Genomic DNA, 26,970 nt, shown 5'->3' with positions numbered 1-26,970 from the left:
CGGGTCCGAGGTCGGCGGTCGCCCGGGCCCAGTGCAGGGCGTCGGAGCGCAGGTCGCGCATCTGCCAGTACCAGAGCAGGGAGTGGACGAGGACGAGCGCCTCGTCCTCGTCGTGGGCGTCGACGGCCCGGTGCAGGGCGGTGCGCAGGTTGCCGTACTCGGCGCCGAAGCGGGCGATGGCGGCCACCTGGCCCGATCCGCGCAGCTCGGGATCGGTACGGCGGGCCAGCTCGCGGTAGTACGTCAGATGGCGCCGTTCGGCCGCCGCCCGCTCCCCGGCCTCGTCGAGCCGCTCCCCCGCGTACTCCGCCACGGTCTCCAGGAGGCGGAAGCGCATCCCCCGGTCCCCCGGGCCGGCCACCACGAGCGACTTGTCGACGAGCGCCCCCAGCAGATCCAGGACGTCGAGCCTCTCGCCGGTCCCGTCGTCCGTGCAGACCGCCTCGGCCGCCGCCAGATCGCAGCCGCCGGTGAAGACCGCGAGCCGGCGCAGCACCGCGCGTTCCACCTCGTCGAGCAGGTCCCACGACCAGTCGACCACCGCCCGCAGCGTCTGCTGCCGGGGCAGCACCGTCCGCGCCCCCGAGGTCAGCACCCGGAACCGGTCGTCSAGCCGSTCCGCGATCTGCCGTGCCGTCAGCATCCGCAGCCGGGCCGCGGCCAGCTCGATCGCCAGCGGCAGACCGTCGAGGCGGCGGCASATCTCCTCCGCCGCCCCGGGGTCCCCGCCCACGGTGAACCCCGGCCGCGCGGCCGCGCCCCGCTCGTCGAGCAGCCGCAGCGCCATGCCCGCCGGCAGCGGGCCCAGGGGCCGTACCAGCTCCCCCGGTACGCCCAGCGGCTCCCGGCTCGTCGCGAGGACCCGGAGTTCCGGGCAGCGGGCGAGGAGGGTCTCGGCCAGTTCGGCGGCGGCGGCCACCACGTGCTCGCAGTTGTCGAGGAGCACCAGCATCCGGCGCCCGGAGCAGTGCTCGACGAGCCGGGAGAGAGGGTCGTTGCCGGTCCGGAGTTCCTCGGCGCCGGCGCCCCGCAGGACGGTCTCGCGGGCGCCGACGGCCGCGAGGACCGCCTCGGGGACGGCTTCGGGGTCGGTGACGGGCGCGAGTTCGGCGACCCAGACCCCGTCCGGCCAGGCCTCGGCGGCGCGCTCGGCGGCCTCCTGCGAGAGCCGGGTCTTCCCGGCGCCGCCGGGGCCGAGCAGGGTGACGAGGCGGGCGGTGCGCAGGTCGTCCCGGAGGGCGGCGATCTCCTCGTCGCGGCCGACGAAGCTGGTGAGCCGGGCCCGGAGGTTGCCCCGGACGGAGGGCTCCGCCCGCCGCGGACCCGGGGGTTCGTCCTTCCCGGGCTCCGGGGCGGGCTCAGGGGCGGGCTCCGGCGGGCGCGGTCGCGGTCCCGCGAGCAGTTCGGCGTGGAGGGCGCGCAGCGCGGGTGACGGGTCGGTGCCCAGGCGGTTGGCGAGCGCGCGGCGGACCGACTCGTAGGCGGCGAGGGCCTCGGCCGCGCGTCCGGTGTCCCGCAGGGCCCGGATCCGCAGGGCCTGGAGGGTCTCGTCCAGGGGGTGGGCGGTGCAGAGGGCGGTCAGTTCGGGGAGGGCCGCGGCCGCCTCGCCCAGGCCCAGGGCGGCGTCGAGCCGGGCGCGGCGGACGTCGAGGCGGCGGGCCTCCCAGCGGGGGGCCTCCGCCTCCCGGTCGGGCAGGTCGGCGAGGGCGGGCCCGCGCCACAGCGCGAGGGCCTCGTCGAGGAGAGCGGCGGCCCGCGCCGGGTCCCCGGTGCCGAGCGCGGCCACGCCCTCGGCGGCCAGTCGCTCGAAGCGGCGGGCGTCCACGTCCTCGGGCCGGGCGTCGAGCCGGTAGCCGCCCTCGGCGGAGACGATCCGGTCCCGGCCGAGGGCCTTGCGGAGCCGTCCGACGAGGGCCTGGAGCGCGGCGACGGCGTCGGCGGGCGGCCGGTCGCCGTGCCACACCTCGTCGACGAGGTCCGGTACGGGCACCGTCCGGCCGGCCCGCAGGGCGAGGACGGTGAGCAGCGCGCGGACCCGCGGGCCGCCGACGGCCACGTCGGTGCCGTCGGGGGTGCGGGCGAGGGTGGGGCCGAGGAGGCAGTAGTGCACGGGCCCATTCTCCGCGAGTGGGTCCCCGGGTCCGGAACTCGGCCCGTCCCCCGGTACGTTTCCCGCACGTCGGGCACCGAAGGGTGCCACCTCCGTCCCCTGGGAGCTCCCGCGATGACCACGGCCACCGACCGGCGCCACGAGCGGCGGATCAGCCCCGTCTTCCTGGCGATCCTCGCCGTCATGGCCGTGACCGGCTGGGCGGTGTGGACGGACTTCGCCGCCCTGCCCGGTCTGGCGGTCTTCCTCTTCGTGACCTCGGCGTGGGTGGTGTCGCTCTGCCTCCACGAGTACGCGCACGCCCGTACGGCGCTGCACGGCGGTGACATCACGGTGGGGGCGAAGGGCTATCTGACCCTGAACCCGCTGGCGTACACCCATGCCGTGCTCAGCATCGTCCTGCCGGTGCTGTTCGTGATCATGGGCGGGATCGGTCTGCCCGGCGGTGCGGTCTTCATCGAGCAGGGCCGGGTCAAGGGGCGCTGGAAGCACAGCCTGATCTCGGCGGCCGGCCCGCTGGCGAACGTGCTGTTCGCGCTCGTCTGCACGGCCCCGTTCTGGCTGGGGGCGCTCGACGGCGTGCCGCTGGTGTTCCAGTACGCGCTGGCCTTCCTGGCGTTCCTCCAGGTGACCGCGGCGCTGCTGAACCTGCTGCCGGTGCCGGGGCTCGACGGGTACGGGATCGTGGAGCCCTGGCTGTCGTACCGGGTGAAGCGGCAGATCGCGCCGTACGCGCCGTACGGCTTCTTCGTCGTGATCGCGCTGCTGTTCGTGCCGGCGGTCAACGACGGCTTCTTCGACGCGATCGACGCGCTGATGCGGTCGCTCGGGGTGCCGGAGCTGTCCCGCTACTGCGGCTCGCAGCTGTTCCGGTTCTGGCAGGGGGCGCCGGACTTCTGCGAGGCCTGACGCCGGGGGCCCGCCCCGGCGGGGGCGGTCCGCGGGGCCGGTCCCGGGGGGGCCGGTCCTCGCGGACCGGTCCCGTCGGCGGGCTCACGCCTCGGCGGCGGCCTTCTCGACCTTCGCGCGGCGGACGTAGTACCAGGCCATGTTGGAGGAGAGGCCGGCGATCAGGACCCAGACGACGCCGAGGAAGCTGCCCTCGACGAAGGAGACGACGGCCGCGGCGACGGCCAGGGCGCAGACCACGAGGGCGTAGAGGGCGAGGCGGGGCATGGGGGTCGGCTCCTGTCCGGGTACGGCTGCTGTGCCCGTCCAGTGTCCCCCATGCCCGCCGTCCGGCCGGGACCGGCTCGGGCGTCGCGCCGGGGGACGGCTCAGACGTCGGTGACGCGCAGCCCGGCGTGCGCCTTGTAGCGGCGGTTGACCGAGATCAGGTTGGCGACGAGCGACTCGACCTGGTGGGCGTTGCGCAGCCGGCCGGCGAAGACGCCGCGCATGCCGGGGATGCGGCCGGCGAGGGCCTGGACGATCTCGACGTCGGCGCGCTCCTCGCCGAGGACCATCACGTCCGTGTCGATCTCGGCCAGGGAGGCGTCCTGGAGGAGGACCGCGGAGAGGTGGTGGAAGGCGGCGGCGACCCGGGACTCCGGGAGGAGCGCGGCGGCCTGCTCGGCGGCGGAGCCCTCCTCGGGCTTGAGCGCGTAGGCGCCCTTCTTGTCGAAGCCGAGCGGGTTGACGCAGTCCACGACGAGCTTGCCCGCGAGCTCCTCGCGCAGCGACTCCAGGGTCTTGGCGTGCCCGTCCCACGGCACGGCGACGATCACGATGTCGCTGCGGCGGGCGCAGTCGGCGTTGTCGGCGCCCTCGACGCCGTGGCCGATCTCCTCGGCGGCCTGCTGGGCGCGGTCGGCGGCGCGGGAGCCGATGATGACCTGCTGTCCGGCCTTGGCGAGCCGGTAGGCGAGGCCGCGGCCCTGGTCGCCGGTGCCGCCGAGGACGCCGACGACGAGGCCGGTGACGTCGGGGAGGTCCCACGGGTCCTTGGGGGCGGCCTTGGCCGCGGGGGTGCTGGGGGTCGAGGAAGTCATGGACCCGACACTACCGAGCGGTCGGGTCCGCCGGGGCGGCTCCCGTACGGGTGAAACGGGCCCGACCGGCCCCGCGCGGGCCCTCGTCCGGTCCAGGATGCGGGGCATGGATGCCGTACGGGTCGCGTTGCTGCGGGAGGTCCTCGCCGGGACGGAGTGGCCGCGGGCGGCCCGCCGGTTCGCGGGCGCGCTCCGGTCCTCGGTCGTCCCGCACCGGGGCGGGCTGCTGCTGGTCGGTACGGAGGAGTACGAGCCCTGGCACCTGGCGGCCCATCTGGTCGACGAGTCGGCCTGGTCGGGGATCCCGGAGCTGGCGCCGACGCTGGTACGGCACCGGGTGCGGCCGGGTGATCCGGCGCATCTGGCGGTGGGGTGGGGCTGGTAGGAGGCCGRCGGGGTGCCGGGGGGGCGGAGAGCCATGGTCGGCCTCCGGGTTCGCTCCCGGGTCGTGACGGGTGGGGTGGGCCGGGTCGTGACGGGTGCGGCCGGGGCCTGACACGTAATGAAGTTGCCTTCGGCACCCTGGGGACGGAGCATGGCCCTTCGTGTCCTCCGCGCTCTCCAAAGCCTCCGCCCTGCTGCCCGATACCGCGCCCTGGCGTGCGTCCCGCGACTTCCGGCTCCTCTGGGTCCAGGGGCTCGTCACCTTCTTCAGCAGTGCGATGGCGATGGTCGCCCTTCCGCTGCAGATCAAGGAGCTGACGGGGTCGCCCCTCGCGGTCGGCGCGATGGGCGCGGTCGAGCTGGTCCCGCTGATCGTGTTCGGCCTGTACGGCGGGGCGCTCGCCGACGCGGTCGACCGGCGGCGGGTGATCCTCTGGACCGAGGCCGGCCTCGGACTGCTCGCGGGACTCCTGCTCGTCAACGCGCTGCTGCCGGAGCCGATGCTCTGGCCGCTGTACGTGGTCGCGGCCGGGGTCTCGGCGCTCGCCGGACTCCAGCGTCCCGCGCTCGACTCGCTGTTCGCCCGGATCGTGTCGCACGAGCACCAGACGGCGGCGGCCGCGCTGAACTCGCTGCGCTGGCAGATCGGCGCGATCGCCGGCCCGTCGATCGCGGGTCTGGTCGTGGCGTATGCCGGTCCCGCGCCCGCGTACGGGGTGACGATCGCCGGTTTCGCCGCCTCGGTGCTGCTCTGCCGCCGGCTCACGCCCGCGCCGCCCGCGCACGACGCCGAGAAGCCCTCCCTGCGGGGCATCGCGGAGGGCGCGCGGTACGCCTGGTCGAGGCCGGTGCTGCTCGGCACGTACGCGATCGACCTGGCGGCGATGTTCTTCGCCTTCCCGAACACGATCTTCCCGTTCCTCGCGGACGAGCTGGACGCGGACTGGTCGCTCGGTCTGATGTACGCGGCGGGCTCGGTCGGCTCCCTGGTCCTCGGTCTGACCAGCGGCTGGACCGCGAAGGTGCGGCGGCACGGACTGCTGGTGGCGGGAGGCGCCGCGGGCTGGGGTCTGGCCATCGCGGCGGCCGGCTGGTTCGGGAACATCTGGCTGGTCCTGCTCTGCCTGGCCTTCGCCGGGGCCGGCGACATGCTGAGCGGACTCGGCCGCTCGACCATCTGGAACCAGTCGATCCCCGAGGAGCTGCGCGGCCGGCTCGCGGGCATCGAGGTGCTCTCGTACAGCGTCGGGCCACAGCTCGGTCAGGTCAGGGCGGGCGCGATGGCGGGCTGGACCGGCACCCGGTCGGCGGTCTGGACGGGCGGCGTGGCCTGCGTCGCCTCGGTGGGCCTGCTCTGCCTCGCCCTGCCGAAGCTGCTCACGTACGACTCCGACACCGACGAGGACTCGCTGCGGCGCAAGGCGCAGCAGGAGGCGACCGCCCGGGACGCGGCGGACCGGGAGGCGGCCGGGACCGCCTGAGCGGTCCCGGCCGGCCCGGCCGTGCCTACCGCGGGGGGTCCTGCGCCTCCCCGCCCGCCTTGTCGTGCCAGCGGGGGTCGGTCTCCCACTCCAGGTTCCGCTCGCGGGCGGTCTCCATCGCGTGGGAGGCCTCCTCGCGGCTGGCGTACGGGCCGAAGCGGTTCTTCGCCGGGCAGTCGGGGCCCTCTTCGACCTTCTTGTGCTCCAGGCAGTAGTACCACTCACCCGGCTTGCCCGCGGTGCGCTTCTTGAACAGGGCCATGGTCGTCGGCTCCTTCCCTTGGGACCATGCTGCCCCAAGACCCGGTCGTTAGACTCGCTGGCATGTCTGGCCAGTCGCTTCTCGTCCCGGGGGAGCTCTCCCCCCACCGTTCCGTTCCGGGCTCCATCCGCCGCCCCGAGTACGTGGGAAAGCCCGCCCCGGCCCCGTACGACGGGCCCGAGGTGCAGGACTCCGACACCATCGAGCGGATGCGGATCGCCGGCCGCATCGCCGCGCAGGCGATGGAGGAGGCCGCCAAGCACATCGCCCCGGGTGTCACCACCGACGAACTCGACCGGGTCGCGCACGCGTACATGTGCGACCACGGCGCCTACCCGTCCACGCTCGGCTACCGCGGTTTCCCCAAGTCGCTGTGCGCCTCGGTCAACGAGGTCATCTGCCACGGCATCCCGGACTCCACCGTCCTGCGGGACGGCGACATCGTGAACCTGGACGTCACCGCGTTCATCAACGGCGTCCACGGCGACAACAACGCCACCTACCTCTGCGGTGACGTCGACGAGGAGTCGCGGCTGCTCGTGGAGCGCACCCGGGAGTCCCTGAACCGGGCCATCAAGGCGGTGAAGCCGGGCCGTCAGATCAACATCATCGGACGGGTCATCGAGTCGTACGCCAAGCGCTTCGGCTACGGCGTCGTGCGCGACTTCACCGGGCACGGCATCAACTCGTCGTTCCACTCCGGCCTGATCGTCCCGCACTACGACTCGCCCCACCACACCACCGAGATCAAGACGGGCATGACCTTCACCATCGAGCCGATGCTGACGCTCGGCACCCACGACTACGACATGTGGGACGACGGCTGGACGGTCGTGACCAAGGACCGCAAGCGGACCGCTCAGTTCGAACACACCCTCGTCGTGACCGACACCGGGGCGGAGATCCTCACCCTGCCCTGAAGCACGACGGACCCCCCGTGAATCGGCGCGAATCCCCCGGGATGCGCGCCGATTCGCATGTGCCGGGCACTCCGGCGTTGACCCCGGCCCGCGATTGGGTACCGTTTTACCGACAGGACGTCGGGAACCAGTTGACTTAGGTAAGCCTAACTTGGCAAAATCGTCACTGGTTCCCGTCCCAACGGTCCCGGAGGCTCGCCTTGGACACGCCCTTCTCCACGCTCATCCGTACGGCCTCGCACGAGCAGCACACGGAGGCGGAGACGTCGTCCTTCATGGGCGACCTCCTGGGCGGGCGACTGGCCGTCGACGCCTACGCGCGCTACACCGAGCAGCTCTGGTTCGTGTACCGCGCCCTGGAGGACGGCGCGGAGGCCCTGCGCACGGACCCGGTCGCCGGGCCGTTCATACAGCCCGAGCTGTTCCGCACGGCCGCCCTGGAGCAGGACCTCGCCCATCTGCGGGGCCCCGACTGGCGCGCCGGGGTCTCCCCGCTGCCCGCCACCGTCGCGTACGCCGAGCGGGTCGCCGAGTGCGCCCGTGACTGGCCCGCGGGGTACGTGGCCCACCACTACACGCGCTACCTCGGCGACCTGTCGGGCGGGCAGATCATCCGCGACAAGGCCGAGCGCACCTGGGGCTTCGACCGCAAGGGCGACGGCGTCCGCTTCTACGTGTTCGACACGATCACCAACCCGGCCGCCTTCAAGCGGGCCTACCGCGAGCTGCTCGACGGGGTGAACGCCGACGACCTGGAGAAGCAGCGGATCATCGACGAGTGCAAGCGCGCGTTCGCCTTCAACAGCGCCGTCTTCCACCAGCTTGGCGGGGAGTTCTCGCTCAGCGCCTGACCCGGCGGGGCCGCACAGGCGGGTCAGCGCGTGAGCGTGCCCTCCAGGCGGACCCGTCCGCCGAGTTCCACGATGCCGTCAGGTCCGGGGGCAGTGAGCAGCTGCGAACCCCGGCCCTGTGTGATGTTCAGGGCCCGTCCCAGCTCCGCCGTGAGCAGCAGCGCCGCCGCGCCGGTCGCCTCGTCCTCGTCGATGCCGTCGCCCCGGCCCGGGAACGCGCGCGCCCTGATCCGGCCCGCGGCCTCCTCCTCCCAGGCCCAGGCGTAAATCCACTCGCCCGGCTCGGGCACGTCGAGTGCGTCCACCTCGGCGGCGGAGCCGTACCGGCGGAGGGTCCGCGGCGGCGCCCACTCGGCGCGCGCCTCGATCCAGGTGAACTCCCCGTCGCCGCGCACCCACACCTCGCCCGCGGGCGGCATGACGACCTCCAGGTCGAGCAGCCAGGCGGCGCCGACCAGCGGGTGTCCGGCGAAGGGCAGCCGCAGACCGGGCGTGTAGATGTCGACGATCCCGCGCTCCGGGTCGTCGACGAACACGGTCTCGCTGAAGCCGAGTTCCTTGGCGAGCGCCTGCCGGGAGGCCTCATCGGGGTGGGTACGGGCGTCCCGTACGACTCCGAGGGCGTTGCCGTGCCGGCCGTCGGCCGCGCAGAAGACCCGGAGGACGTCGATGTCGGTGGCGGCGGCGGGCACGGTGTCCATGGCGGAGATTGAACCACCTGGGGCAGGGCGGCAGGGCCGCCCCCGGAGATTCGGGGGCGGCCCTGCCTGGTGGGGGGGGTGGGCGAGGATCTCGCCGGCCCGAGCCTCGACGCCGACGGAGTCGAGCACGGCCCGGCCGCCGCGGTCGACCCGGACACCGACGGCCTCGGCGACCGTCTCCCCCGGTGCGGCGGGAGGCAGCGCACCACCTCCGCCCTGACCGTGGCGGCCGGAGCGGGCGTCGTCGTCGCCGTGCGCCGTCGCGCGACGGGTTCCTGATCCGCCGCTGGTCGGCCCCAACAGCGCCGGGAAGTCGACCCTGCTCGACGAACCGACGGCCGCCAGGAACGGGAAGGTTCTCCCACACCCGCGGACGGGGGCCCCGCTCATCGTGCCGAGGCGGAGGCACCGCGCGGGCGAAAGCGACGATTCACCCTCCTTGACCAGCCCTTGACCACTCCATGAGCGCCCCATGGACCCCCTGTGATCAGGCCGTGTCCGGCCGGTCGGTTCTGAGAGCCGAATCACTGGACGGCCGGGTATGGCTGAGGTAAGCCTCGGTTAAGTTAGGTCAGCCTCAGCCCCGTCCCCCGTGTTTCTGGAGTCCCCATGCGAGCCGTTCGCCTCTCCGCCGTCACCGCCGCAGCGACCGCCGCGGCCCTGGCAGCCGTCACCGGCTGCACCGAGAAGAGCGACGCGAAGGCGGACGACGGCTCGATCACCGTGGTCGCCAAGGACGACTCCTGCGAGGTGTCGAAGAAGGAGTTCCCGGCCGGACACCTCAAGCTCGCCGTCGAGAACCGCGGCTCCAAGGTCACCGAGGTCTACGTCCTCTACCCCGACGACCGGATCGTCACCGAGCGCGAGAACATCGGCCCCGGCACCAAGGCCACCATCACCGCCGAGATCAAGTCCGGCGACTACGCGATCGCCTGCAAGCCGGGCATGGTCGGCGACGGCATCCGCCAGCAGGTCAAGGCCACCGGCGGCGCCGCCGGCGCCCAGCGCTCCCCCGAGATGGACGCCGCCGTCGCCGCCTACCGCCAGTACGTCCAGGCCCAGGCCGACGCCACCCTGCCGAAGGTCAAGGTCTTCACCGACGCCGTCCGCGCCGGCGACCTCGAAGCCGCGAAGAAGGCCTACGCCCCCTCCCGTATCGGCTGGGAGCGCACCGAGCCGGTCGCCGAGTCCTTCGGCGACATCGACCCCAAGGTCGACGTCCGCGAGGACGGCCTGGAGGACGGCCAAGACGCCGCCAAGGACTGGACCGGCTGGCACCGCCTGGAGAAGGCCCTGTGGCAGGACAAGAAGATCGGGGAGCGGGAGAAGCAGCTCGCCGACCTCCTCGACAAGGACCTCGCGGACTGGGTCAAGCGCGTCGGCAAGGCCGAGATCACCCCCACCTCCATGGCCAACGGTGCCAAGGAACTCCTCGACGAGGTCGCCAGCGGCAAGGTCACCGGTGAGGAGGAGCGCTACTCCCACACCGACCTGGTCGACTTCAAGGCCAACGTCGAGGGCGCCCAGAAGTCCTTCGACCTCCTCAAGCCGGTCGCCACCAAGAACGACCCGAAGCTCGTCGCCGACCTGGAGAAGCAGTTCACCGCCCTGAACACGCTCCTCGACCAGTACCGCGCGGACAAGAACGGCTACGACTTCACCTCCTACGACAAGGTCGGCAAGCCCGAGCGCAAGGAGCTCTCCGACGGCGTCAACGCGCTCGCCGAGCCGCTCTCCAAGCTCGCCGCCGCCGTCACCAAGTAATCCGTCTGCAAACAACCCGTCTACCGAAAGCCGGAACTGTGGTGCGCGAGAACGGTCAAGGCGCGGATCCCTCCCGCCGCGCGGTCATCGGCTGGGGCGGTGCCGGGCTCGCGCTCGGTGCCGCCGCCGCGGGCGGCGCCGCCGCCCTGCTGGCCGGGGACGGGAACTCTTCCGTGCCCGTCGCCGACAGCGGCACGGCCGTGCCCTTCCACGGCGCGCACCAGGCCGGCATCGCGACCGCCGTGCAGGACCGGCTGCACTTCGCGGCCTTCGACGTGACGACGACCGACCGCGCCGAACTGGTCCAGCTCCTCCAGGACTGGACGCGGGCCGCCGAGCGGATGACGGCCGGCGCCGAGGTCGGCGAGGGCGCCTACGGGGGCATCCCGGAGGCGCCGCCGGACGACACCGGCGAGGCCCTCGGCCTCAAGCCCTCCCGTCTCACCCTCACCATCGGCTTCGGCCCCTCCCTCTTCGACGGCCGCTTCGGGCTCAAGGACCGCCGGCCCGGGGCCCTGGTGGAACTGCCCCGGTTCCCCGGCGACAACCTGGACCCCGCCCGCAGCGACGGCGACCTCTGCGTCCAGGCCTGCGCCGACGACCCCCAGGTCGCCGTGCACGCCATTCGCAACCTGGCACGGATCGCCTTCGGCACAGCCGCGGTCCGCTGGTCGCAGCTGGGCTTCGGGAAGACCTCCTCCACGACCCCCGACGCCCAGACGCCCCGCAACCTCTTCGGCTTCAAGGACGGCACCCGCAACATCGCCGGCACCGAGACCGAACGGCTCGCCAAGCACGTCTGGGTCTCCGGCAAGGACGCCGAAGGACCGGCCGCCTGGATGGACGGCGGCTCCTACCTCGTCGCACGCCGCATCCGGATGAACGTCGAGACCTGGGACCGCACCTCCCTGGCCGAGCAGGAGGACATCTTCGGCCGCGACAAACGCGAGGGCGCGCCCGTCGGCAAGGCCAAGGAGCACGACGAGCCGTTCCTGAAGGCGATGAAGCCGGACTCCCACGTCCGCCTCGCCCACCCCGACACCAACGCCGGGGCGACGATCCTGCGCCGCGGCTACTCCTTCACCGACGGCACCGACGGCCTCGGCCGCCTGGAGGCCGGACTGTTCTTCCTCGCCTACCAGAAGGACGTACGCACCGGCTTCGTCCCGGTGCAGACCTCCCTGGCGCGGGCCGACGCCCTCAACGAGTACATCCAGCACGTGGGTTCGGCGCTCTTCGCCATCCCGCCCGGCGTCCGGGACAAGGACGACTGGTGGGGCCGGGCGCTCTTCTCGTGACACTCCACGCAACCCCGGGAGGGAACCGACGTGTTCGGTAACTATCTGATCGGCCTGCGCGAGGGCCTGGAAGCCAGCCTCGTTGTCTGCATCCTCATCGCCTATCTGGTGAAGACCGGCCGACGGGACGCGCTGAAGCCGATCTGGATCGGCATCGGCGTGGCCGTCGGCGTGGCCCTGGCCTTCGGCGCCGGCCTGGAGTTCGGCTCCCAGGAGCTGACCTTCGAGGCGCAGGAGCTGCTGGGCGGTTCACTGTCGATCGTCGCGGTGGTCCTGGTGACCTGGATGGTCTTCTGGATGCGGCGCACGGCCCGGCATCTGAAGGCCGAGCTGCACGGCAAGCTCGACGCGGCCCTCCAGATGGGGACGGGCGCGCTGGTCGCCACCGCGTTCCTCGCGGTGGGCCGGGAGGGCCTGGAGACGGCGCTGTTCGTCTGGGCGTCGATCCGGGCCTCCTCGGACGGCACGTTCGCGCCGCTGGCCGGGGTTCTCCTCGGGCTGCTGACGGCGGTGTTCCTCGGCTGGCTGTTCTACCGGGGCGCGCTGCGGATCAACCTGGCGAAGTTCTTCACGTGGACCGGCGGCATGCTGGTGGTCGTGGCGGCGGGCGTCCTCGCGTACGGCGTGCACGACCTCCAGGAGGCCCGCTTCCTCGTCGGCCTCGCCGACAAGGCCTTCGACATCTCGGCGACGATCCCGCCGGACAGCTGGTACGGCACCCTCCTCAAGGGCGTCTTCAACTTCCAGCCGAACCCGACGGTCCTTCAGGTCACGGTGTGGGTGCTGTATCTGGTCCCGACGCTCGCGCTGTTCCTCGCCCCGATAGGGTCGGGTCCGTCCACGCGGGTGAAGAAGCAGAAGGCGACCGATGAGAAGGCTGACGCTGAGGCGAGCGCCGGGACGACCGCTTGAGCGGCCGTCGGCAGGACGGTCCATCACCCCCGCCGGGGCCGGGCGCCGCGGGCGGCCCGTACGCCTCCTCTCCGCGACGGCGGCGGCGACGGTCCTCGCGCTGACCGCGAGCGGCTGCGTCACCGTGCACGGTGAGCTCGCCCTGCTGCCGCCGGCCACCCGCGCCGAGGCGGCGCAAGCCCTCGCCGACTTCACGGCCGCCTACAACAAGGCGGACAAGGCCCACGATCCCGCGCTGGACGCGGGACGGGTCACCGGCCCGCTGGGCGAGATCAACCAGGCCGGTCTGCGCGCCCGGGCGGTCACCTCGCCCGGGAACAACCCGAACCACCGCCCCCTCGAACTCTCGGACGCGCGCTTCGTGCTGCCCCGGAAGGCGGGCTGGCCGCGCTGGTTCCTCGCGGACACCGACCCCAACCTGGACACCGACGAGGGCTCGGGCGACCAGCGCTGGCTCCTGGTCTTCGTGCGCAACGGCCCCGAGCAGCTGTGGGAGGTCGCCCATCTGGTGATCCTCGGCCCGTCCCAGGTGCCCGAGTTCGCCGAGGAGGACGGGTACGCGGTGCCGGTCGCCCGGGACGGCGAGGGGCTCGCGGTCGCACCCGGGGACCTCGGCAAGGCGTACGTCGGGTTCCTGGAGAGCGGGCGGCAGGGGCCGTTCGCGGCGGGACCGCACACGACGCTGCTGCGGGAGCAGCGGGAGAAGGGCGCCAAGCGCCCGGGGCTCGCCACCCAGTACCTCGACCGGGTCGCGGACGGGGGCGACTTCGCCCCGCTGGGGCTGCGGACGAAGGACGGCGGCGCGTTCGTGTTCTTCGCGACGCGGTTCTTCGAGCGGCAGACGGCGGCGGCGGGCTACCGCCCCAAGGTCGACCCCGACATCAAGGCGCTGCTGACCGGCGAGGTCCGGAACACGGTCACCAAGGAGTGGGTGTCCAACCAGGCGGTCCTGGTGAAGCCGGCCGGCGCGGACCGAGACGCGGTCACGTTCAGGGCCCGGCTCCAGGGCGTGGTGGGCGCACAGGGCTCGTAGCGGCCCCCCGGGCCGGGAGGCCGGCGGGCCACCGGGTCAGCGGCTCAGGAGGCCGGTGGGTCAGCGGGTGAGCGGCCAGGCGATCTCGTGGGCCGTGTGCTCCCCGTCGCCCTCCGCCTCGCGCGCGGCCACGTGGCGGGCGCAGACGTCCTGGAGGGTCTCCAGGAGGTTCAGCGGGTCGGGCAGCGGATGCTCGGGGCCGCGCAGCCAGGACACGACCGGATGGGCGCTCTCGTCACCGGGGAGCCGGGCCGGCGGTACGAGGACGTAGCTGCCGCGGCAGTGCCAGCGCAGCCCCGGGTGCTCGTCCATCGTCTCGGGGTGGCAGTCGAGCTCGCACGGCCACCACTCGTCCTCGTCCTCGGGGGTGCCGCGGGTGGCGGTGAAGAACAGCATCCGGCCGGCGGTCGGGTCGACGTCGGACGACTCGGCGACCGGCCCGACCTCGACGCCCTCCGCGAGGAGGCGCTCCAGGGCGGCGCGGCCGGCGGCGAGCGGTACGTCGAGGACGTCGTGGACCATGCCGGTGGCGGTGATGAAGTTCGCCTCGGGCTCGTTGCGGGCCCAGCGCTCGATCTGGCCGCGTTCGGTGGTCGACTGCGTCTGCCAGGCGAAGGAGACGGGGTGCCGGCCGGGGGTGGGACAGCCGATCCGCTCACAGGAGCAGCTGTAGCCGACGGGGTACGCGGCGGGGGCGAGGGGCAGCCCCGCGACGGCGACGGCCAGGAGCAGCGTCTCGCGGTCGTTCTCGTCGTCGGCCGCGGTGCGTTTCGGGCGCCTGCGCAGCCACTGTGCGAGTTTGCTCTCCGTGCCGCGGTAGCGGCCGATCCCGTCGCCCATCTATCCCCTCACACCTCATGCTCGCCCGTTCGGCTCTGCCCATGGTCCCACCATCCTGCTCCCTGGGTGACCGGAGTGCGGAACCGGGGGGTGGAACCGGTGTGCGACGGATGTCTCAGTCCCTCGGCGCGAGGCCGCGCAGGGCGAGGTCGACGAGGGTGTCGGCGTAGGCGTGGGTGAGCGGCAGGGTGCGGTGGAGCCAGCGGTGGTGGAGCGGTCCGACGAGGAGTTCGAGGGCGACGCGGGGGTCGACGCCGGGGTCGACGTCACCGGCGGCCTGGGCCGCGGTGATGCGGCGGACGTAGTACTGGAGCTGCGGTTCGAGGAGGGCCTCGGTGAAGCGGGCGCCGAGTTCGGGGTCGACGATGCCCTCGGCGGCGAGGGCGCGGCTGGGGCCGTCGAAGGCGGGGTCGTTCATCTCGTCGACGGTGGCGCGCAGCACGTACCGGAGGTCGGCGGCGAGGTCGCCGGTGTCGGGGATCTCACTCGCCCCTTCCCCGCTCAGGGCCTCGTTGGCGCGGGCGGCGAGGTCGAGGAAGGCGTCGAGGAGGACCGCGGCCTTGGAGGGCCACCAGCGGTAGATGGTCTGCTTGCCCACTCCGGCGCGGGCGGCGATGCCCTCGATGGTGGTCTTCGCGTAGCCGGTCTCGGAGACGAGGGCGAGGGCGGCGTCGAAGATGGCGCGGCGGGAGCGCTCGCTGCGGCGGGAGGCGTCGGGGGCCTTGGCGTCGGACATGGGCCCAATCTAGCAGCCCACGAGACGCCACGTCTCGCGAGTCGGTGGCCGGAACCGAACCACCCGAACGGTCCACTGCGCACCGGGCCCGGAAGGCGGACCATGGGGTTCACCGATCCGGCGGAGACCCCCGCCGGTGTCTCTGACCACCCGTCCGTGAGGAGCCCTCATTGCGCACCACTCCGCGCACGCCCTCGCCCCGCCGTTATCTGATGTGCCCACCCGCGCACTTCACGGTGACGTACTCCATCAACCCCTGGATGGACCCCACGAAACCGGTCGACCTGCCGCTCGCCCTCGCCCAGTGGGAGGACCTGCGCGACCGTTACCGCGCGCTCGGCCACACGGTCGAACTGCTCACCCCCGACCCGGCGCTGCCGGACATGGTCTTCGCGGCGAACGGCGCCACCGTGGTCGACGGCAGGGTCCTCGGGGCGATGTTCGCCCACGCGGAGCGCACGGCCGAGGCCGCGGCGCACCTGGCCTGGTTCCGGTCGAACGGCTGGGCGGCCGAGGACGTACGGGCTCCGGAGCACATCAACGAGGGCGAGGGCGACTTCGCCGTCACCGCCTCCTGGATCCTGGCCGGGCGCGGCTTCCGCTCCAGTCCGCTCTCGCACGACGAGGTGCAGGAGTTCTTCGGGCGCCCGGTGATCAGCCTGGAGCTGGTGGACCCGCGGTACTACCACCTGGACACGGCGCTGTGCGTCCTGGACGACGCGGGCGACGAGGTCATGTACTACCCGGACGCCTTCTCCCCCGGCAGCCGCGCGGTGCTCGCCCGGCTCTTCCCCGACGCCCTGATCGCGACGGAGGAGGACGCGGCGGCCCTCGGGCTCAACGCGGTCAGCGACGGCCGGAACGTCCTCCTCCCGCAGGCGGCGGTGGGCCTCTTCGACCCGCTGCGCAGCCGGGGCTTCGAACCGATCGGGATGGACCTGGGCGAACTGCTCAAGGGCGGCGGCAGCGTGAAGTGCTGCACCCAGGAGCTGCGGCCCTAGCCGGGAGTCCCCCGTCCCCGGCCCGGGGGGCGGGGCCACGGGCCGGGGCCACGGGTTCGGAAGACGGGGGTCACGCGTTCGGGAGAGGCCCTCAACCCTCGTCCTCCGGCGGCCAGGAGTCGCCCCACTCCGCGTCGCGGGCCTGCCGGTACAGCGGGCCGTGCCGCTTGGTGACCGTGTCGCGGCCCAGTCCGTCCGGGCCGCACAGGTCGAGCAGCACCATGCCCTTGCGGATCTGCGGCCGGCGCGTGATGCGGGAGGCGGCCGGCGCGGGCGGCAGCCGGGTCGCCGCCACGTAGCCGTACTTCTCGTCCTCGTACGGCAGTGAGCCGCCCTTCACCTTCCGGTGCAGCGAGGAGCGGCTGACCCGGGCCGCGAAGTGGCACCAGTCCGTGCCCGGCTCGATCGGGCAGGTCCCGCTGTGCGGGCAGGGCGCGGCGACGGTGAACCCGGCCTCGATCAGCCGGGTGCGGGCGGCGATGATCCGCTCGTAGCCGTCGGGGGTGCCGGGCTCGACGATCACCACCGTCTGCGCGGCCCGCGCCGCCTCGGTCACGAGGGCGTCCCGGTCGGCCGGGGTCAGCTCCTTGAGGACGTACGACACGGTGACCAGGTCCGTGTCGTCGAGCTTCAGCGCGCCGCCGATCCTGGCGGTGCGCCACTCGGCGTCCAGGGCCCCGGCGGCGAGTTCCCGTCCGAGGGCGAGGGCGGGCTCCGCCCAGTCCAGCACCGTGCTGCGGGGCGCCCGCTCCCCCCAGGCCTCGGCGACGGCCCAGCTCGCCGCGCCCGTGCCGCCGCCGACGTCGGTGTGGGTGCGCGGCTCCCACGCGGGCGCCGCCGCGCGCAGGGCGGCGAGGGCGCCCCGTACCGCCTCGAAGGTCGCCGGCATCCGGTACGCGGCGTACGCGGCGACGTCGGAGCGGTCGCGGAGCACGGGGGCGTCCGTCGGGGTGGTCCCCCGGTAGTTGGCGATCAGCCGGTCGACGGCCTGGGTGGCCTGCTTGGGCGGCAGCCCGCCGAGGAGCCCGGCGAGGGCGGCGCGCAGCGAGTCGGCGGTGGGAGCGGAGGCGTTCACCGATCCAGTCTAGGCGGCGGGCCCGGGGGTCCCGGGGGCCCGGACCTGCTGGACCGTCGCGGTCGACCGCCACGGCCGGCACATGCCAAGGAAGCAGGCCAGGGCCAGGACGGCGCAGGTCAGCTGGACGACCGCCATCGGCACGGCGGTGTGCTCGCCGGCGATGCCGACGAGCGGGGAGGCGACGGCTCCGACGAGGAACGACGTGGTGCCGAGGAGCGCGGACGCGGAGCCGGCGGCGTGCGGGGTGCGCATCAGGGCCTGGGCGTTGGTGTTCGGCATCGCGAGGCCCATCGCCGACATCAGGACGAAGAGCCCGGCGGCGACCGGCACGAGCCCGACCTCCCCGAAGACGCCGGAGGTCATGAGGAGCAGCGCGAGCGAGGCGACGAGGATCGTCCCGAGGCCCCAGCCCAGCGCCTTGTCGAGGCTGACGCGGCCGACGAGCAGCTTGCCGTTGACCTGGCCGACGGCGACCAGGCCGATCGAGTTGAGGCCGAAGAGCAGGCTGAAGGTCTGCGGCGAGGCCCCGTAGATCTCCTGGACGACGAACGGCGAGGCCGAGATGTAGGCGAAGAGGGCGGCGAAGGCGAGGCCGCCGGTCAGCATGTACCCGGCGAAGACGCGGTCGCCGAGCAGCCCCCTCATCGTGCGCAGGGCCTGTCCGACCCCGCCCTCGTGCCGGCGCTCGGGCGGCAGGGTCTCGGCGAGGAAGCGCCAGACGACGAGGGTGAGGAGGACGCCGATGACGGTGAGGACGTGGAAGACGCCCCGCCAGTCGGTGATCCGCAGGATCTGGCCGCCGATGAGGGGCGCGATGATCGGGGCGACGCCGGAGATCAGCATCAGGGTGGAGAAGAACCGGGCCATCTCCACGCCGTCGTACAGGTCGCGGACGACCGCGCGGGCGATGACGATGCCGGCGGCGCCGGCGAGTCCCTGGAGCAGCCGGAAGCCGATGAGCAGTTCGGCGGAGGGGGCGAGCGCGCAGACGGCGGTGGCCAGGACGTACACGATCATGCCGACGAGCAGGGGGCGGCGTCGGCCCCACTTGTCGCTCATGGGGCCGACGACGAGCTGGCCGAGGGCCATGCCGGCGAGGCAGGCGGTGAGGGTGAGCTGGACGGTGGCGGCGGGGGCGTTCAGCGCGCCGGTGACCTCGGGCAGGGCCGGGAGGTACATGTCCATGGAGAGCGGAGGCAGTGCGGTGAGCCCGCCGAGGACGAGGGTGACGAGCAGCCCGGTGCGCCGGGCGGCGGTGACGGACCCCGCCGGAGCGACCGGAGCGCTCTCGGTTATGTGTCCTTGTGTTGTTTTCTGACCGCTCTCCGGCATCGACTGCTCCATCTCGTTGAATCCTTGCCTATGCTCTCAGCTCGATCGGCATGGTCGAGACCTCTGTGGGACGGGTGGGGTACATGAGTGACACGGTGCGCTGGGGCATTCTGGCGACGGGCGGCATAGCGGAACGGTTCACCACGGACCTGCTCACCCTCGACGGCGCCGAGGTCGTCGCGGTGGCGTCCCGCACGGAGGCCTCCGCACGCGCCTTCGCGGACCGGTTCGGCATCCCGCGGGCGTACGGCGGGTGGGACGGGCTCTTCGCCGACGAGGACGTCGACGTGGTCTACGTGGCGACCCCGCACCACGCCCACCGGGAGGCGGCCGGCCGCGCCCTGGCGGCGGGCCGGGCGGTGCTCTGCGAGAAGGCTCTCACGCTCAACGCCCGCGAGGCGGAGGAACTCGTCATCCTCTCCCGGGACCGCGGCCTCTTCCTCATGGAGGCCATGTGGATGTACTGCAACCCGCTGATCCGGCGTCTCGTGGAGCTGGTCCACGGCGGGGCGATCGGCGAGATCAGGACCGTACAGGCGGACTTCGGGCTCGCGGGGCCGTTCCCGGCGGACCACCGGCTGCGGGACCCCTCGGTGGGCGGCGGGGCGCTGCTCGACCTCGGCGTGTACCCGGTGTCGTTCGCCCAGCTGCTCCTCGGCGAGCCGGACACGGTCCACGCGCACGCGCTGCTCTCGCCGGAGGGCGTCGACCTGAACACCGGCATGCTGCTCGGCTGGTCGGACTCCGGGGCCTCGGCCCTGCTGTCCTGCTCGCTCGACGCGGACACCCCGCTGACGGCCTCGGTCACCGGCTCGCGGGGCCGGATCGACCTCCCGCGCGGCTTCTTCTTCCCCGAACACCTCACCCTCCACCGCGAGGGCCACGAGCCCGAGGTGATCACCGCGCCGGAGGATCCCCACTCCCTCCGGCACGAGGCCGCTGAGGTCGTGCGCTGCCTGCGGGCCGGCCTGACGGAGTCCCCGCTCGTCCCCCTCGACGGCTCGCTCGCCGTGATGCGGACGCTCGACGCGGTACGGGACCGCATCGGCGTCCGCTACCCGCAGGAGGCCGTACCCGGGCCGCGCGGAGGCTCCGACGACGGTTCGGGGGTCACGCGGGCGTGAGCCCCGGGTTGCCGGCCTCCGTGACGAAGGAGGCGGCCGTGGCGACGGGAGCGCCCGGGGTCGTGACGTACGGCACCGTCCGGAAGTCCGCCCGGGCGGCCTCCTCCCCGAGCGCGACCGTGACGTAGCCCCGCCGCCCGTTGAAGAACCTCAGGTGCGGGTTGGCCTGCATGAGCTTGTCGTAGTTCGACGGACGGTCGGCGCCGTCCTTGCCGCTGCTGATCGAGGTGGCGACGATCTCGGTGCCGACGGTCCGCGAGGACGGGTCGCGGAAGTCGGCCTTGAGGTCCAGGCCATAGCCGACGTGGACGTCCCCGGTGAGCACCATCAGGTTCTCCACCCTCGCGGCGGCGGCACCGGCGAGGAGGCGCTGCCGGGCGGCCGGGTAGCCGTCCCAGGAGTCCATCGAGAGCTTGAAGTCGGCGGTGGCGCGGTCGCGGCGCTCGGCGAGGACGACCTGCTGCGGCAGGACGTTCCAGCGGGACCGGGAGCCGCGCCAGCCGTCGAGCAGCCACCGCTCCTGCGCGGCCCCGGTCATCGTCCGCGCCGGATTCTCCGACTCCGGGCCGGGGACCTGCCAGCCGTCGCCGTACGCCTGGTCGGAGCGGTACTGGCGGGTGTCGAGGATGTCGCACTGGGCGAGCCGCCCGAAGCGCAGCCGCCGGTAGAGCCGCATGTCGGGTCCCTGGGGCCGCTGGGGCGCGCGGAGCGGCTGGTGCTCCCAGTAGGCGCGGTATGCGGCGGCGCGGCGGAGGAGGAACTCCTCCGGCGGGACGTCGTTCTCGGGGGTGCCGCCCGCGTAGTTGTTCTCGGTCTCGTGGTCGTCCCAGGTGACGACGAAGGGGTGCGCGGCGTGCGCGGCGCGCAGGTCGGGGTCCGACTTGTAGAGCCCGTAGCGGAGCCGGTAGTCGTCCAGCGTGAGCGTCTCGCGGGCGAAGACGGCCGGGAGCGTCCGGTCGGTGTAGGCGCGCGCCCCGCCCTTGGCGTCGACGGCGTACTCGTACAGGTAGTCGCCGAGGTGGAAGACGACGTCGACGTCCTCCCGCGCCAGGTGGCGGTAGGCCGTGAAGTAGCCGTCGTGGTAGGCCTGGCAGGAGACGGCGGCGAGCTTCAGGCCGGTGGTGCGGGCCCAGGGGGCGGGTGCGGTGCGGGTGCGGCCGACGGGGCTGGTCCAGTCGCCGACGCGGAAGCGGTAGAAGAAGTCCCGGCCGGCGTCCAGGTGCTCGACCTCGACGTGCACCGTGTGCGAGAACTCCGGGTGCGCGGTGGCCAGGCCGCGGCGCACGGTCCGGGTGAAGCGCTCGTCGCGGGCGAGTTCCCAGTGGACCGCCACCCGGGCGGCGGGCAGCCCGCCGCCGGGCTCGAAGGGCCGGGGCGCGAGCCGGGTCCAGAGCAGGACGGAGCCGGGCAGGGGGTCGCCGGACGCCACGCCGAGGGTGAACGGGTCCTCGGACAGCCGGCGCCCGTCGAGTTCGGCGGCGGCGGCCGAGCCCGCGAGCGGAAGCTGGGTGGCGAAGGCGAGGGCGGCGGCGGCCCCGGTGGCGGTGAGGAACCGGCGCCGGCCCAAGTGGCGTGCGGCGGCGCGGAGTTCGTCGGAGTGCTGGTAGACGTCGTGTACGCGGTTCATGTGCCCCTCCCCAGACGGATGCTGTCCGTCCGTCATTCGAGGGGGGCGGGACGACCGCGTGTTGTCGGGTACAGGACATCCACGTGTCGGGACGATGAGTTCATGGGGCATGCGTCTCGCGTACGCTGCGCGCCCATGAGCATCGCAGTGGTGACGGGAGCGGGATCGGGCATCGGCCGGAGTGTGGCCCTCGCCCTGGCGGCGGCGGGCTGGTCGGTGGCCCTGGCGGGCCGCCGGGCGGACGCCCTGGAGGAGACGGCGGCGGCCGCACCGGACGGGGACTTCCTGACCGTCCCCACCGACGTCACCTCGGCGGACGAGGTGGCCGCCCTCTTCACGGCGGTACGGGACCGCCACGGCCGTGTCGACCTGCTCTTCAACAACGCGGGTACGTTCGCGGGCGGCGGCGTCCCCGTCGAGGACCTGGACCCGGACACCTGGCGCGCGGTCGTCGACGTCAACCTGACCGGCGCGTTCCTCTGCGCCCAGGCGGCGTTCCGGACCATGAAGGAGCAGTCGCCGCAGGGCGGCCGGATCATCAACAACGGCTCGATCTCGGCCCACGTGCCGCGCCCGCACTCGATCGCGTACACGGCGACGAAGCACGCGATGACGGGCCTGACGAAGTCCCTTTCGCTCGACGGACGCCCGTACCGGATCGCCTGCGGCCAGCTCGACATCGGCAACGCGGCGACGGACATGACGGCCCGCATGCAGACCGGCATCCTCCAGGCCAACGGCGAGACGGCGGTGGAACCGGTCATGGACGCGGCGGACGTCGCGGCGACGGTGGTGCACATGGCGGCGCTGCCGCTGGAGGCCAACGTGCAGTTCGCGACGGTGATGGCGACGGCGATGCCGTACATCGGGCGGGGGTAACGCGCCCGGCGGGGGGTGACGCGCCCGGCGGGCGCGGGCGGGATCCGAGCCCGCCGGACGCCCGGCCCCGGGCGGAGGGGTGTGGGCAGGATCCGAGCCCGCCCGCCGGTGGGCGGACGGGCTCAGGAGGAGGACGAGGGGACCTCGGGCTCCGTCAGGCCTGGCCGGTCTCGAAGCGCGCGACCTTGCCGCCCTCCACGACGAAGCGCCAGCGGGTCTTCATCTCGCCCCAGGTGTCGTTCCGGAACCGGGCGACGAGGTCGCGGCCGTCGCCCTTCTCGGACTCGACCTCCATGTGCCCGCGCGAGGAGAAGATCTCCCGGTCGGTCCAGTCCGCGAGGTCCCGTTCGGAGCCGTCGTCGGACATGGTCGCACCGGAGGTCAGCGCCTCCCGGAAGGCCGTCTGGTCATGGGCGTTGATGGCTGCGACGAAGGCGCGCACGGCGGGGTCGGTGAGCCGCTCCACGGGAATGGTCATGCCCTAGCCGTACACCGCGCGCACCGGCCCGCCCGGCGAACACGCCGGGCGCCTGCGGCGTGTCGGCGGACGGGCTGGGCCACCTGGACGAGCGGCCCGCCGGACGGGATCCCGGGGCCGGCCCGGCCGGGATCTCGGAGCCGCCCCCAGCCMTCAGCCCTCAGCCCAGGCAGCACGCCCCGGCCAAGCCCGCACACACGCCGGCACCGTTCTCACGCCTCAGTCCAGGCAGAACTCGTTGCCCTCCGGGTCCGCCATCACGATCCACCCGTTGCTCATCGGCGGCGCGGGCTCGAAGCGACGCAGCCGGGTTCCGCCCAGCGCCACCAGCCGCTCGCACTCGGCCTCCAGCGCCGCCATCCGCTCGTCCCCCGCGAGTCCGGGCGCCACCCGGACGTCGAGGTGGACCCGGTTCTTCCCCTCCTTGCCCTCCGGCACCTGCTGGAAGAACACCCGGGGCCCCTCGCCCTCCGGGTCCTCCACGGCCGACCGCGTGTTGCGCTGGTCCTCCGGCACCCCGAGGTCCGCGAGGAACCGGTCCCACGCGGCCAGCGGGTCGGCCCCCTCCGGGAGTTCGACCCCGGGCGGGCCCGGGTGGACGTACCCGAGGACGTCCCGCCAGAAGGTCGACAGCGCTGCCGGGTCGTGCGCGTCGAACGTGACCTGGAATCGGCGGCTCATCGTGCTGCTCCGTTCGTCTCGTCGTACGGCCGGCGGGAGCGGCGGCGGTCCGTGTGACGGCGCGGACCCGTACCCGTGGCCTCTGCGTCCACCCTGGCACCCGAGGCGGACAGGATCGGTCCGCCACCTCTGGCAGGCTGACCCGCATGGACGAACTGGGTACGACCGAGCGGGTGCTCACCCTCCTCGGCCTCCTGCAGCGGCGCCGCGCCTGGTCGGGCCCCGAGCTGGCCGAGCGGCTCGGCGTCACCCCCCGCACGGTGCGCCGCGACGTCGAGCGGCTCCGCACGCTCGGCTACCCCGTGCACGCGGGCCAGGGGGTCGGCGGCGGCTACCGGCTGGGCCGCGGTCAGGATCTGCCGCCGCTGCTCCTCGACGACGAGGAGGCCACCGCGACCGCGGTCTCCCTGCTGGCCGGGGCCGCCGCCGGTACCGGTGACGCCACGCTGCGGGCGTTGACCAAGCTGGACCAGGTGCTGCCGACCCGGCTGCGGCACGAGGTGCGCGCCCTGTCGGGCTCGGTCGAGTTCTTCGGCGGGGGCCGCGCCCCGGTCGAACCCGAGGTGCTCATGACCTTGGCCGGCGCCTGCCGCGACGAGGTCGAGGCCGTCTTCGCCTACCCCTCCGGCGGCGCACCGCGGCCCCGCCGTGTCGAACCGCACCGACTGGTCGCCTCCGACCGGCGCTGGTACCTCCTGGCGTACGACCTCGACCGCGACGACTGGCGCACCTTCCGCGTGGACCGGATGACGGCGGTGACCGCCCGGACGTGGCGCTTCCGCCCCCGGCCCGCACCGGAGGCGGCGGAGTACGTGCAGGAGGGGGTGGCGAGCCGCGTCTACGCGCACCGGGCGCGCTTCCTCGTCCACGCGCCGGCGGAGACGGTCCGTGCGCAGGTCCCGTCCTCGGCGGCGGTCGTACGGGAGCGGGACGGGGGCCGCTGCGAGGTGCTGAGCGGCGCCGCGGACCTCGACCGCGTCCTCCTGCACGTACTTCTCCTCGGGCACGAGTTCGAGATCCTCGACCCGCCGGAACTCGGGGATCGCTGCCGGGCCCTGGCGGAGCGGCTGCTGTCGGCCGCCACGCCCCCGGTCGACGACGGAGGGGCGGGGCGGCGGAGCCGGGCATAGGGTCGCGGACATGGCATGCCGCATCAGTGAACTGGTCGTCGACTGCGCCGATCCCGAGGCGCTCGCCGTGTTCTGGAGCGAGGTCCTCGGGTACGTCGAGCTCGGGCGGGACGACGACGGAAGCATCGAGATCGGCCCGGCCGAGGCCGGTTTCGGCGGTCCGCAGCCCACGCTCATCCTCAGTCCCAGCAGCGACCCTCGGCGGGGGAAGCTCCCGCTGCACATCGACGTCAGTCCCACCGACCGCGACCACGAGGCCGAGTGGGAGCGGCTGCTCGCGCTGGGCGCCAGGCCGGCGGACGTCGGGCAGAGCGGCACCGAGAGCTGGAAGGTGCTGGCGGATCCGGAGGGCAACGAGTTCTGCCTCCTGCACCGCCGACTCCCGCCGCTCGGGTCCGCCTAGGAGGCGTCCTTTCGTACGGGCCGGGGCCGTCGCGTCTCGCACCGGGCCGGGACCGTCGCGTCCGAATTGCGCCAGCGGTGCGGGCGGCGGCGCGTGAAGCTGGTCGTATGAGCAACGAGACCGTCGCCGCGACCGCCCACGCCCACGCCCACACCGCCCGGGCCATCCCGCCGTCCGCCCTCGCCGAGCTGCGGGTCGCGGACGACGCGGGCCGTGCCTGCGCCCCGTACGCGGCCGTCGAGGGCGGCGATCCGCTGCGCTGCTGTCTGCGCCCGTCCGTCCCGGGCGAGCGGATCGCCCTCGTCGCCTACGCGCCGCTGCGGCGCTGGGCGGCCGGGACGGGGGCCGATCCCGGGGCCTACGACGAGCAGGGGCCGGTCTTCGTCCACGCCGAGGAGTGCGGCGGTCCGGCGCCCTCGACGACGTACCCCTTCGCGCGTGCGGGGGCGCTCCGGGTCCTCCGCCGGTACGACGCGGCGGGCCGGATCGTCGGGGGCCGACTGCTGGAGATCCCGGAGGCGTCGTCGGAGGGCTTCGACCGGGCGTTCGCCGAGGCCTTCGCGGACCCGGCCGTGGAACTGGTCCACGTACGGGCGGTCGAGTACGGCTGCTTCCACTTCGAGGTCCGGCGGGCTTGAGGGGCGGGTCGACGGCGACGACCGAGCGGTTGCGGGACGAGCTGCGGCGGCTCTACGCGATCGACGGGGTGAGCGGGACGCGGGCGACGGTGGTACGGGAGACCTTCTTCGAGCGCCCGGTCGCCCCGGAGATCGGCGGGACGCCGGGGCAGTCGTCCTGACCGGGGCGGCGTCGCGCACGACGGAGCCCCCGGGTCCAGGGCGCACGGCCGGGACGGGGGGCTCAGTCGGAAACGGACGGGCTCGGGCGCTAGATACGGGAGTTACGCAGGGACTGCCACACGGCGCCGGCCAGCCCTCGGGTCGCCCGGGGGACGGAGAGTCCCTCGTGGCGGCGGTAGAGCTCCCAGTTGTACTGGACCAGCGAGAGCTTGTTGGAGGACAGGGAGCCGGCCTGGTGGGCCCGGTAGACGGCGAGCGGCTCGGACAGCCCGCGCGCGTCGGCGCCGTCGCGCATGATCGACAGCCAGAGGGCGTAGTCCTGGCGCTTCCGCATCTCCGGCATCAGGCGGGTGCCGAGGACCGTGCGGTCGTACATGGCGGTCAGGGCGCCGATGTAGTCGCGGACCAGCATGGCGCGGTAGTCGACGTGCGCGCGGGCCTGGACGACGCGCCCGTTCGGCTCGAAGTCGGTGCTCTCGCCCGCGTAGTCGGCGTCCATCTTGTAGTACGAGGTGAAGGTCAGGGGCGCCGTGCCGACGGCGGCGAAGGCGAGCTGCTTCTCGGCCTTCTCCGGGAGCCACATGTCGTCGCTGTCGAGGAAGGCGACGTAGTCCCCGCGGGCCCGCTCGATGGCGAGGTTCCGGGCCCGGCCGGCACCGCCCTGCTCCGGCGCGGACGCCGGCTTGACCCGCTCGTCCCGCCGGGCGAACTCCATGAGCAGGTCCATCGAGTCGTCGGTGGACTTGTCGTCGGTGACCAGCAGCTCCAGGTCGGTGTGGGTCTGCGACAGCACCGACCGAACCGCCACGCCGAGGGTCGCTGCGGAGTTGTAGACGGGCATCACGACGGACACCAGGGGCACAGCGGTTCTCCTTGCTCGGTCAGGAACGACCGTCCCATTCAAACACTGGAATCGTAGGCGCCCGCCCGGCCACGGACGGCGAGCCAGTACACCAAAAAGCCCCTGACCTGCGATATTCGCAGGTCAGAGGCTTGAGAGGCAGACGAGCCGGGCTGTACGCCGGGTTCTGTTCCCCGGTGCTGGCTGGCCTGTGAGGGAAGTCGCGAGGGGCATCCGCCCTCGCGATTTACCTGTTCCGATGCGTTCCGATGCGTTCCGATGCGTTCCGATGGGGAGCGTTAGCGGGTAGACC

28 protein-coding genes and 2 pseudogenes are annotated in these 26,970 nt (G+C 73.5%); 17 read left to right on the top strand and 13 right to left on the bottom strand.

Annotation, left to right across the window (positions count from 1 at the left end; translation table 11 throughout):
- The coding region (locus EAO70_RS20795) for an AfsR/SARP family transcriptional regulator (protein WP_148005268.1) at positions 1-2,110 on the bottom strand (2,110 nt) is incomplete at its 3' end.
- Between the two features lie 114 nt (positions 2,111-2,224).
- Here EAO70_RS20795 and EAO70_RS20790 point away from each other — a divergent pair.
- Positions 2,225-3,019 carry a site-2 protease family protein gene (locus EAO70_RS20790; protein ID WP_148004376.1) on the top strand — a complete coding sequence of 265 codons (795 nt, stop codon included), beginning with the start codon at positions 2,225-2,227 and terminating at the stop codon, positions 3,017-3,019.
- 84 nt (positions 3,020-3,103) lie between these two features.
- Here the strand turns inward: EAO70_RS20790 and EAO70_RS20785 are convergent, their stop codons facing one another.
- Together EAO70_RS20785 and npdG are read right to left on the bottom strand one after the other, a co-directional pair.
- Positions 3,104-3,286 (bottom strand): hypothetical protein, encoded by a 183-nt coding sequence (locus EAO70_RS20785; RefSeq protein WP_148004375.1) that lies wholly within the window; start codon positions 3,284-3,286, stop codon positions 3,104-3,106.
- Between the two features lie 101 nt (positions 3,287-3,387).
- Positions 3,388-4,101, bottom strand: a complete 714-nt coding sequence (gene npdG, locus EAO70_RS20780) for an NADPH-dependent F420 reductase (RefSeq protein ID WP_148004374.1) — start codon at positions 4,099-4,101, stop codon at positions 3,388-3,390.
- Between the two features lie 106 nt (positions 4,102-4,207).
- Between npdG and EAO70_RS20775 the strand changes: the two are divergent.
- Together EAO70_RS20775 and EAO70_RS20770 are read left to right on the top strand one after the other, a co-directional pair.
- Positions 4,208-4,480: pseudogene (locus EAO70_RS20775) on the top strand (hypothetical protein); the annotation flags it as partial.
- Positions 4,481-4,646: 166 nt separating this feature from the next.
- The gene (locus EAO70_RS20770) at positions 4,647-5,966 is read left to right on the top strand and encodes an MFS transporter (RefSeq protein ID WP_148004373.1); all 1,320 of its coding nucleotides are present in this window, start codon (positions 4,647-4,649) and stop codon (positions 5,964-5,966) included.
- A gap of 25 nt (positions 5,967-5,991) precedes the next feature.
- Here the strand turns inward: EAO70_RS20770 and EAO70_RS20765 are convergent, their stop codons facing one another.
- Entirely contained in the window at positions 5,992-6,228 is a 237-nt protein-coding gene (locus tag EAO70_RS20765) for a hypothetical protein (protein ID WP_148004372.1), read from the bottom strand.
- Positions 6,229-6,290: 62 nt separating this feature from the next.
- Between EAO70_RS20765 and map the strand changes: the two genes are divergently transcribed.
- Positions 6,291-7,148 carry a type I methionyl aminopeptidase gene (gene map / locus EAO70_RS20760; RefSeq protein ID WP_148004371.1) on the top strand — a complete coding sequence of 286 codons (858 nt, stop codon included), beginning with the start codon at positions 6,291-6,293 and terminating at the stop codon, positions 7,146-7,148.
- A gap of 200 nt (positions 7,149-7,348) precedes the next feature.
- Positions 7,349-7,999 carry a heme oxygenase (biliverdin-producing) gene (locus EAO70_RS20755; RefSeq protein WP_148004370.1) on the top strand — a complete coding sequence of 217 codons (651 nt, stop codon included), beginning with the start codon at positions 7,349-7,351 and terminating at the stop codon, positions 7,997-7,999.
- 23 nt (positions 8,000-8,022) lie between these two features.
- Here the strand turns inward: EAO70_RS20755 and EAO70_RS20750 are convergent, their stop codons facing one another.
- Positions 8,023-8,700 carry a PhzF family phenazine biosynthesis protein gene (locus EAO70_RS20750; protein ID WP_148004369.1) on the bottom strand — a complete coding sequence of 226 codons (678 nt, stop codon included), beginning with the start codon at positions 8,698-8,700 and terminating at the stop codon, positions 8,023-8,025.
- A gap of 78 nt (positions 8,701-8,778) precedes the next feature.
- On the opposite strand from EAO70_RS20750, the gene EAO70_RS20745 reads away from it, so the two are divergent.
- The 5 genes from EAO70_RS20745 (at position 8,779) to EAO70_RS20725 (ending at position 13,707) form a co-directional block, all read left to right on the top strand.
- Positions 8,779-8,979: a hypothetical protein gene (locus EAO70_RS20745; RefSeq protein WP_148004368.1), complete on the top strand. Its 201-nt coding sequence runs from the start codon at positions 8,779-8,781 to the stop codon at positions 8,977-8,979.
- Positions 8,980-9,309: 330 nt separating this feature from the next.
- Positions 9,310-10,464 carry an iron uptake system protein EfeO gene (gene efeO, locus EAO70_RS20740; protein WP_148004367.1) on the top strand — a complete coding sequence of 385 codons (1,155 nt, stop codon included), beginning with the start codon at positions 9,310-9,312 and terminating at the stop codon, positions 10,462-10,464.
- Positions 10,465-10,505: 41 nt separating this feature from the next.
- Entirely contained in the window at positions 10,506-11,762 is a 1,257-nt protein-coding gene (gene efeB / locus EAO70_RS20735; protein ID WP_261992967.1) for an iron uptake transporter deferrochelatase/peroxidase subunit, read from the top strand.
- 30 nt (positions 11,763-11,792) lie between these two features.
- Positions 11,793-12,674 carry an iron uptake transporter permease EfeU gene (gene efeU / locus EAO70_RS20730; protein ID WP_148004365.1) on the top strand — a complete coding sequence of 294 codons (882 nt, stop codon included), beginning with the start codon at positions 11,793-11,795 and terminating at the stop codon, positions 12,672-12,674.
- Positions 12,631-13,707 carry a hypothetical protein gene (locus tag EAO70_RS20725; protein WP_187283965.1) on the top strand — a complete coding sequence of 359 codons (1,077 nt, stop codon included), beginning with the start codon at positions 12,631-12,633 and terminating at the stop codon, positions 13,705-13,707. Before efeU ends, EAO70_RS20725 begins: the two co-directional genes overlap by 44 nt.
- 60 nt (positions 13,708-13,767) lie before the next feature.
- Here the strand turns inward: EAO70_RS20725 and EAO70_RS20720 are convergent, their stop codons facing one another.
- Both EAO70_RS20720 and EAO70_RS20715 read right to left on the bottom strand, forming a co-directional pair.
- On the bottom strand, positions 13,768-14,547 hold the full coding sequence (locus tag EAO70_RS20720) for a bifunctional DNA primase/polymerase (RefSeq protein WP_148004364.1): 780 nt from the start codon (positions 14,545-14,547) through the stop codon (positions 13,768-13,770).
- Between the two features lie 115 nt (positions 14,548-14,662).
- A complete protein-coding gene (locus tag EAO70_RS20715) occupies positions 14,663-15,283 on the bottom strand; it encodes a TetR/AcrR family transcriptional regulator (RefSeq protein WP_148004363.1) in 621 nt (206 codons plus the stop codon).
- A gap of 170 nt (positions 15,284-15,453) precedes the next feature.
- On the opposite strand from EAO70_RS20715, the gene ddaH reads away from it, so the two are divergent.
- Positions 15,454-16,284 carry a dimethylargininase gene (gene ddaH / locus EAO70_RS20710; RefSeq protein WP_341623138.1) on the top strand — a complete coding sequence of 277 codons (831 nt, stop codon included), beginning with the start codon at positions 15,454-15,456 and terminating at the stop codon, positions 16,282-16,284.
- A gap of 91 nt (positions 16,285-16,375) precedes the next feature.
- Here the strand turns inward: ddaH and EAO70_RS20705 are convergent, their stop codons facing one another.
- Together EAO70_RS20705 and EAO70_RS20700 are read right to left on the bottom strand one after the other, a co-directional pair.
- Positions 16,376-17,359, bottom strand: a complete 984-nt coding sequence (locus tag EAO70_RS20705) for a small ribosomal subunit Rsm22 family protein (protein WP_148004362.1) — start codon at positions 17,357-17,359, stop codon at positions 16,376-16,378.
- 9 nt (positions 17,360-17,368) lie between these two features.
- Positions 17,369-18,706, bottom strand: a complete 1,338-nt coding sequence (locus EAO70_RS20700) for a Bcr/CflA family multidrug efflux MFS transporter (protein WP_410091301.1) — start codon at positions 18,704-18,706, stop codon at positions 17,369-17,371.
- A 71-nt stretch (positions 18,707-18,777) separates the two neighbouring features.
- On the opposite strand from EAO70_RS20700, the gene EAO70_RS20695 reads away from it, so the two are divergent.
- Positions 18,778-19,818 (top strand): Gfo/Idh/MocA family protein, encoded by a 1,041-nt coding sequence (locus tag EAO70_RS20695; RefSeq protein ID WP_261992966.1) that lies wholly within the window; start codon positions 18,778-18,780, stop codon positions 19,816-19,818.
- Here the strand turns inward: EAO70_RS20695 and EAO70_RS20690 are convergent.
- Positions 19,805-21,445 carry an alkaline phosphatase D family protein gene (locus tag EAO70_RS20690; RefSeq protein ID WP_148004360.1) on the bottom strand — a complete coding sequence of 547 codons (1,641 nt, stop codon included), beginning with the start codon at positions 21,443-21,445 and terminating at the stop codon, positions 19,805-19,807. The genes EAO70_RS20695 and EAO70_RS20690 overlap by 14 nt on opposite strands.
- A 102-nt stretch (positions 21,446-21,547) precedes the next feature.
- Between EAO70_RS20690 and EAO70_RS20685 the strand changes: the two genes are divergently transcribed.
- On the top strand, positions 21,548-22,324 hold the full coding sequence (locus EAO70_RS20685; protein ID WP_148004359.1) for an SDR family oxidoreductase: 777 nt from the start codon (positions 21,548-21,550) through the stop codon (positions 22,322-22,324).
- Positions 22,325-22,478: 154 nt separating this feature from the next.
- On the opposite strand, the gene EAO70_RS20680 is transcribed toward EAO70_RS20685, so the two are convergent.
- Together EAO70_RS20680 and EAO70_RS20675 are read right to left on the bottom strand one after the other, a co-directional pair.
- On the bottom strand, positions 22,479-22,802 hold the full coding sequence (locus EAO70_RS20680) for a nuclear transport factor 2 family protein (protein ID WP_148004358.1): 324 nt from the start codon (positions 22,800-22,802) through the stop codon (positions 22,479-22,481).
- Positions 22,803-23,021: 219 nt separating this feature from the next.
- Entirely contained in the window at positions 23,022-23,483 is a 462-nt protein-coding gene (locus EAO70_RS20675; protein ID WP_148004357.1) for a VOC family protein, read from the bottom strand.
- 146 nt (positions 23,484-23,629) lie between these two features.
- Between EAO70_RS20675 and EAO70_RS20670 the strand changes: the two genes are divergently transcribed.
- From EAO70_RS20670 to EAO70_RS20655, 4 genes and pseudogenes are all read left to right on the top strand, one after another.
- Positions 23,630-24,613, top strand: coding sequence for a helix-turn-helix transcriptional regulator (locus tag EAO70_RS20670; RefSeq protein WP_148004356.1), 984 nt, complete (start codon positions 23,630-23,632; stop codon positions 24,611-24,613).
- A gap of 10 nt (positions 24,614-24,623) precedes the next feature.
- Positions 24,624-25,016 carry a VOC family protein gene (locus EAO70_RS20665; protein ID WP_148004355.1) on the top strand — a complete coding sequence of 131 codons (393 nt, stop codon included), beginning with the start codon at positions 24,624-24,626 and terminating at the stop codon, positions 25,014-25,016.
- A gap of 107 nt (positions 25,017-25,123) precedes the next feature.
- Complete coding sequence (locus EAO70_RS20660; RefSeq protein WP_148004354.1) at positions 25,124-25,654, top strand: DUF1203 domain-containing protein; 531 nt, start codon at positions 25,124-25,126, stop codon at positions 25,652-25,654.
- Positions 25,655-25,665: 11 nt separating this feature from the next.
- Positions 25,666-25,815 (top strand): annotated as a pseudogene (locus EAO70_RS20655) (Lrp/AsnC family transcriptional regulator); the annotation flags it as partial.
- Positions 25,816-25,904: 89 nt separating this feature from the next.
- Here the strand turns inward: EAO70_RS20655 and EAO70_RS20650 are convergent.
- Positions 25,905-26,678: a glycosyltransferase family 2 protein gene (locus tag EAO70_RS20650; RefSeq protein WP_148004353.1), complete on the bottom strand. Its 774-nt coding sequence runs from the start codon at positions 26,676-26,678 to the stop codon at positions 25,905-25,907.
- Positions 26,679-26,970: the final 292 nt, after the last annotated feature.

Source organism: Streptomyces sp. adm13(2018) (assembly GCF_008042145.1).
Classification (GTDB): Bacteria; Actinomycetota; Actinomycetes; order Streptomycetales; family Streptomycetaceae; genus Streptomyces.
The sequence above is the reverse complement of the archived record's forward strand: the minus strand, read 5'-3'. Positions and strand labels throughout refer to the sequence as shown.

Coding starts and splice junctions, on each gene's coding strand:
- map (WP_148004371.1), top strand. CDS start 6,291: ATGTCTGGCCAGTCGCTTCTCGTCCCGGGGGAGCTCTCCCCCCACCGT.
- EAO70_RS20700 (WP_410091301.1), bottom strand. CDS start 18,706: ATGGAGCAGTCGATGCCGGAGAGCGGTCAGAAAACAACACAAGGACAC.
- EAO70_RS20665 (WP_148004355.1), top strand. CDS start 24,624: ATGGCATGCCGCATCAGTGAACTGGTCGTCGACTGCGCCGATCCCGAG.
- EAO70_RS20660 (WP_148004354.1), top strand. CDS start 25,124: ATGAGCAACGAGACCGTCGCCGCGACCGCCCACGCCCACGCCCACACC.
- EAO70_RS20670 (WP_148004356.1), top strand. CDS start 23,630: ATGGACGAACTGGGTACGACCGAGCGGGTGCTCACCCTCCTCGGCCTC.
- EAO70_RS20680 (WP_148004358.1), bottom strand. CDS start 22,802: ATGACCATTCCCGTGGAGCGGCTCACCGACCCCGCCGTGCGCGCCTTC.
- efeO (WP_148004367.1), top strand. CDS start 9,310: ATGCGAGCCGTTCGCCTCTCCGCCGTCACCGCCGCAGCGACCGCCGCG.
- EAO70_RS20765 (WP_148004372.1), bottom strand. CDS start 6,228: ATGGCCCTGTTCAAGAAGCGCACCGCGGGCAAGCCGGGTGAGTGGTAC.
- EAO70_RS20675 (WP_148004357.1), bottom strand. CDS start 23,483: ATGAGCCGCCGATTCCAGGTCACGTTCGACGCGCACGACCCGGCAGCG.
- EAO70_RS20720 (WP_148004364.1), bottom strand. CDS start 14,547: ATGGGCGACGGGATCGGCCGCTACCGCGGCACGGAGAGCAAACTCGCA.
- EAO70_RS20725 (WP_187283965.1), top strand. CDS start 12,631: ATGAGAAGGCTGACGCTGAGGCGAGCGCCGGGACGACCGCTTGAGCGG.
- EAO70_RS20690 (WP_148004360.1), bottom strand. CDS start 21,445: ATGAACCGCGTACACGACGTCTACCAGCACTCCGACGAACTCCGCGCC.
- EAO70_RS20790 (WP_148004376.1), top strand. CDS start 2,225: ATGACCACGGCCACCGACCGGCGCCACGAGCGGCGGATCAGCCCCGTC.
- EAO70_RS20715 (WP_148004363.1), bottom strand. CDS start 15,283: ATGTCCGACGCCAAGGCCCCCGACGCCTCCCGCCGCAGCGAGCGCTCC.
- EAO70_RS20750 (WP_148004369.1), bottom strand. CDS start 8,700: ATGGACACCGTGCCCGCCGCCGCCACCGACATCGACGTCCTCCGGGTC.
- EAO70_RS20685 (WP_148004359.1), top strand. CDS start 21,548: ATGGGGCATGCGTCTCGCGTACGCTGCGCGCCCATGAGCATCGCAGTG.
- EAO70_RS20785 (WP_148004375.1), bottom strand. CDS start 3,286: ATGCCCCGCCTCGCCCTCTACGCCCTCGTGGTCTGCGCCCTGGCCGTC.
- npdG (WP_148004374.1), bottom strand. CDS start 4,101: ATGACTTCCTCGACCCCCAGCACCCCCGCGGCCAAGGCCGCCCCCAAG.
- EAO70_RS20695 (WP_261992966.1), top strand. CDS start 18,778: ATGAGTGACACGGTGCGCTGGGGCATTCTGGCGACGGGCGGCATAGCG.